Raw genomic sequence first — 5,469 nt, forward strand, 5'->3', positions numbered from 1 at the left:
GCCTGGCGATGTCCTACTCTCACATGGGGAAACCCCACACTACCATCGGCGCTAATTCGTTTCACTTCTGAGTTCGGCATGGAATCAGGTGGGTCCAAATCGCTATGGTCGCCAAGCAAATTCTTTAATTCGGAAAGCTGTTTTCAGTTCTTACACATTCAATGTTCTTCATTGAGTCCATCAAAACCCTTTGGGTGTTGTATGGTTAAGCCTCACGGGCAATTAGTACAGGTTAGCTCAACGCCTCACAGCGCTTACACACCCTGCCTATCAACGTTCTAGTCTCGAACAACCCTTAAGGGCACTTAAAGTGCCAGGGAAGACTCATCTCAGGGCTCGCTTCCCGCTTAGATGCTTTCAGCGGTTATCGATTCCGAACTTAGCTACCGGGCAATGCGTCTGGCGACACAACCCGAACACCAGAGGTTCGTCCACTCCGGTCCTCTCGTACTAGGAGCAGCCCCCTTCAATCTTCCAACGCCCACGGCAGATAGGGACCGAACTGTCTCACGACGTTCTAAACCCAGCTCGCGTACCACTTTAAATGGCGAACAGCCATACCCTTGGGACCGACTTCAGCCCCAGGATGTGATGAGCCGACATCGAGGTGCCAAACACCGCCGTCGATATGAACTCTTGGGCGGTATCAGCCTGTTATCCCCGGAGTACCTTTTATCCGTTGAGCGATGGCCCTTCCATTCAGAACCACCGGATCACTATGACCTGCTTTCGCACCTGCTCGAATTGTCATTCTCGCAGTCAAGCGGGCTTATGCCATTGCACTAACCTCACGATGTCCAACCGTGATTAGCCCACCTTCGTGCTCCTCCGTTACTCTTTGGGAGGAGACCGCCCCAGTCAAACTACCCACCAGGCACTGTCCTCACCCCGGATAACGGGGCTAAGTTAGAACATCAAACATACAAGGGTGGTATTTCAAGGTCGGCTCCACAGATACTGGCGTACCTGCTTCAAAGCCTCCCACCTATCCTACACATGTAGGCTCAATGTTCAGTGCCAAGCTGTAGTAAAGGTTCACGGGGTCTTTCCGTCTAGCCGCGGGTACACTGCATCTTCACAGCGATTTCAATTTCACTGAGTCTCGGGTGGAGACAGCGTGGCCATCATTACGCCATTCGTGCAGGTCGGAACTTACCCGACAAGGAATTTCGCTACCTTAGGACCGTTATAGTTACGGCCGCCGTTTACCGGGGCTTCGATCAAGAGCTTCGACCGAAGTCTAACCCCATCAATTAACCTTCCGGCACCGGGCAGGCGTCACACCGTATACGTCATCTTACGATTTTGCACAGTGCTGTGTTTTTAATAAACAGTTGCAGCCACCTGGTATCTGCGACTCTCAATAGCTCCATCCGCAAGGGACTTCACCGTCAAGAGCGTACCTTCTCCCGAAGTTACGGTACCATTTTGCCTAGTTCCTTCACCCGAGTTCTCTCAAGCGCCTTGGTATTCTCTACCCGACCACCTGTGTCGGTTTGGGGTACGATTCCAACTTATCTGAAGCTTAGAGGCTTTTCCTGGAAGCATGGCATCAATGACTTCACGCCCTTGGGCGCTCGACATCGTGTCTCAGCCTTAAAGAGAGCCGGATTTACCTAACTCTCAAGCCTACGCACTTGAACCTGGACAACCGTCGCCAGGCCCACCTAGCCTTCTCCGTCCCCCCATCGCAATAAGTTGAAGTACGGGAATATTAACCCGTTTCCCATCGACTACGCCTTTCGGCCTCGCCTTAGGGGTCGACTTACCCTGCCCCGATTAACGTTGGACAGGAACCCTTGGTCTTCCGGCGAGGAGGTTTTTCACCCCCTTTATCGTTACTCATGTCAGCATTCGCACTTCTGATACCTCCAGCATGCTTTACAACACACCTTCAACGGCTTACAGAACGCTCCCCTACCCAATACCTAAAAGGTATTGCCGCAGCTTCGGTTTATTACTTAGCCCCGTTACATCTTCCGCGCAGGCCGACTCGACTAGTGAGCTATTACGCTTTCTTTAAATGATGGCTGCTTCTAAGCCAACATCCTAGCTGTCTAAGCCTTCCCACATCGTTTCCCACTTAGTAATAATTTGGGACCTTAGCTGGCGGTCTGGGTTGTTTCCCTCTCCACGACGGACGTTAGCACCCGCCGTGTGTCTCCCGGATAGTACTTACTGGTATTCGGAGTTTGCAAAGGGTTGGTAAGTCGGGATGACCCCCTAGCCTTAACAGTGCTCTACCCCCAGTAGTATTCGTCCGAGGCGCTACCTAAATAGCTTTCGGGGAGAACCAGCTATCTCCAGGTTTGATTGGCCTTTCACCCCTAGCCACAAGTCATCCGCTAATTTTTCAACATTAGTCGGTTCGGTCCTCCAGTTGATGTTACTCAACCTTCAACCTGCCCATGGCTAGATCACCTGGTTTCGGGTCTATATCCAGAGACTGAGCGCCCAGTTAAGACTCGGTTTCCCTACGGCTCCCCTAGATGGTTAACCTTGCCACTGAATATAAGTCGCTGACCCATTATACAAAAGGTACGCAGTCACGGAACAAAGTCCGCTCCTACTGCTTGTACGTACACGGTTTCAGGTTCTATTTCACTCCCCTCACAGGGGTTCTTTTCGCCTTTCCCTCACGGTACTGGTTCACTATCGGTCAGTCAGTAGTATTTAGCCTTGGAGGATGGTCCCCCCATATTCAGACAGGATATCACGTGTCCCGCCCTACTCGATTTCACTGAATGTGCGTTGTCAACTACGGGGCTATCACCCTTTATTGCCGGACTTTCCAGACCGTTCGTCTAACGCATATAAAGCTTAAGGGCTAGTCCAATTTCGCTCGCCGCTACTTTCGGAATCTCGGTTGATTTCTTTTCCTCGGGGTACTTAGATGTTTCAGTTCCCCCGGTTCGCCTCGTTATGCTATGTATTCACATAACGATACCTGCTTATGCAGGTGGGTTTCCCCATTCGGAAATCCCAGACTCAAGTGGTTTTTACTACCTAATCTGGGCTTATCGCAAGTTAATACGTCCTTCATCGCCTCTGACTGCCAAGGCATCCACCGTGTACGCTTAGTCACTTAACCATACAACCCCAAAGGGTCTTATTGGCTCATTTGCTTTCACTTTGAAAAGTGAAAACAAACTAAGCAACCAAAGTTGTCTGCAATTATTTAAACATGATGCAGACTCGATTTTGCCGGACTCAAATATCTTTTTATTTTACTTTTTTATAAAAAGTGAAAACAAAAAGCCAAGAACACTTGAATGTGTTTTTGTGTATTCAAATACATGAATACTTTGAGAACTTTACAAACAACAATAAATTGTTGTTTTGTCAGCTTTCCAAATTGTTAAAGAGCTAGCTTTTCGAAGCAATAAAGCTTTCGAAACCATTTTTAAAAGCACTATCGTCTTTCTTATCAAAAGAAGTGCACTTAAAGATGGTGGAGCGATAGCAGGCTCGAACTAGCTGACCTCCTGCGTGCAAGGCAGGCGCTCTCCCAGCTGAGCTATAGCGCCCATCAGTATGCGGGTAATATTTTCGTATGCAAGGAAACAATGTAAGGCCGTGTACACCAGTACACAACGAGCAACTTAACGCCGCATAAGAGAAAATGTGGTGGGTCGTGCAGTGGATTCGAACCTGCGACCAATTGATTAAAAGTCGAACTGCTCTAACCAACTGAGCTAACAGACCCCTTTTACTTCACAAAGGAAGTGGTATCCCGTAGGGGAGTCGAACCCCTGTTACCGCCGTGAAAGGGCGGTGTCCTAGGCCTCTAGACGAACGGGACACTAAGTTGAAGATATTGGGATATCTTCTATCTCTTAAACTACATAAACCATCAATCTGTGTGGACACTCATAACGATAATCATCGTATAAGGAGGTGATCCAGCGCCAGGTTCCCCTAGCGCTACCTTGTTACGACTTCACCCCAGTCATGAACCACAAAGTGGTGAGCGTCCTCCCGAAGGTTAAACTACCCACTTCTTTTGCAGCCCACTCCCATGGTGTGACGGGCGGTGTGTACAAGGCCCGGGAACGTATTCACCGTGGCATTCTGATCCACGATTACTAGCGATTCCGACTTCATGGAGTCGAGTTGCAGACTCCAATCCGGACTACGACGCACTTTTTGGGATTCGCTTACTCTCGCAAGTTCGCCGCCCTCTGTATGCGCCATTGTAGCACGTGTGTAGCCCTACTCGTAAGGGCCATGATGACTTGACGTCGTCCCCACCTTCCTCCGGTTTATCACCGGCAGTCTCCCTGGAGTTCCCACCCGAAGTGCTGGCAAACAAGGATAAGGGTTGCGCTCGTTGCGGGACTTAACCCAACATTTCACAACACGAGCTGACGACAGCCATGCAGCACCTGTCTCAGAGTTCCCGAAGGCACCAATCCATCTCTGGAAAGTTCTCTGGATGTCAAGAGTAGGTAAGGTTCTTCGCGTTGCATCGAATTAAACCACATGCTCCACCGCTTGTGCGGGCCCCCGTCAATTCATTTGAGTTTTAATCTTGCGACCGTACTCCCCAGGCGGTCTACTTAACGCGTTAGCTCCGAAAGCCACGGCTCAAGGCCACAACCTCCAAGTAGACATCGTTTACGGCGTGGACTACCAGGGTATCTAATCCTGTTTGCTCCCCACGCTTTCGCATCTGAGTGTCAGTATCTGTCCAGGGGGCCGCCTTCGCCACTGGTATTCCTTCAGATCTCTACGCATTTCACCGCTACACCTGAAATTCTACCCCCCTCTACAGTACTCTAGTCTGCCAGTTTCAAATGCAATTCCGAGGTTGAGCCCCGGGCTTTCACATCTGACTTAACAAACCACCTGCATGCGCTTTACGCCCAGTAATTCCGATTAACGCTCGCACCCTCCGTATTACCGCGGCTGCTGGCACGGAGTTAGCCGGTGCTTCTTCTGCAGCTAACGTCAAACAAGTACGCTATTAACGCACCCACCTTCCTCACTGCTGAAAGTACTTTACAACCCGAAGGCCTTCTTCATACACGCGGCATGGCTGCATCAGGCTTGCGCCCATTGTGCAATATTCCCCACTGCTGCCTCCCGTAGGAGTCTGGACCGTGTCTCAGTTCCAGTGTGGCTGATCATCCTCTCAGACCAGCTAGGGATCGTCGCCTTGGTGAGCCCTTACCTCACCAACTAGCTAATCCCACCTGGGCATATCCTGACGCGAGAGGCCCGAAGGTCCCCCTCTTTGGCTCGAAAGCATTATGCGGTATTAGCCATCGTTTCCAATGGTTATCCCCCACATCAGGGCAATTTCCCAGGCATTACTCACCCGTCCGCCGCTCGACGCCCTTAACGTTCCCCGAAGGTTCAGTTAAGTCGTTTCCGCTCGACTTGCATGTGTTAGGCCTGCCGCCAGCGTTCAATCTGAGCCATGATCAAACTCTTCAATTTAAAGTTTTGTTGGCTCAATGAATACTG

At 50.3% G+C, this 5,469-nt stretch carries 2 tRNA genes and 3 rRNA genes; all 5 read right to left on the bottom strand.

Annotated elements, in window-relative coordinates:
- Positions 1-116: ribosomal RNA gene (gene rrf, locus AC6R1A_RS07660) — 5S ribosomal RNA — on the bottom strand.
- A gap of 85 nt (positions 117-201) precedes the next feature.
- Positions 202-3,091 (bottom strand): 23S ribosomal RNA (locus AC6R1A_RS07665).
- 534 nt (positions 3,092-3,625) lie between these two features.
- Positions 3,626-3,706: transfer RNA gene (locus tag AC6R1A_RS07670), tRNA-Lys, on the bottom strand.
- Between the two features lie 20 nt (positions 3,707-3,726).
- Positions 3,727-3,802, bottom strand: a tRNA-Glu gene (locus AC6R1A_RS07675).
- Between the two features lie 88 nt (positions 3,803-3,890).
- Positions 3,891-5,442 (bottom strand): 16S ribosomal RNA (locus tag AC6R1A_RS07680).
- Together the 16S, 23S and 5S rRNA genes with 2 tRNA genes alongside form the textbook arrangement of a ribosomal RNA operon.
- Between the last annotated feature and the right edge of the window lie 27 nt (positions 5,443-5,469).

This window comes from Vibrio sp. R10-SG3-ISO3 (assembly GCF_059834225.1).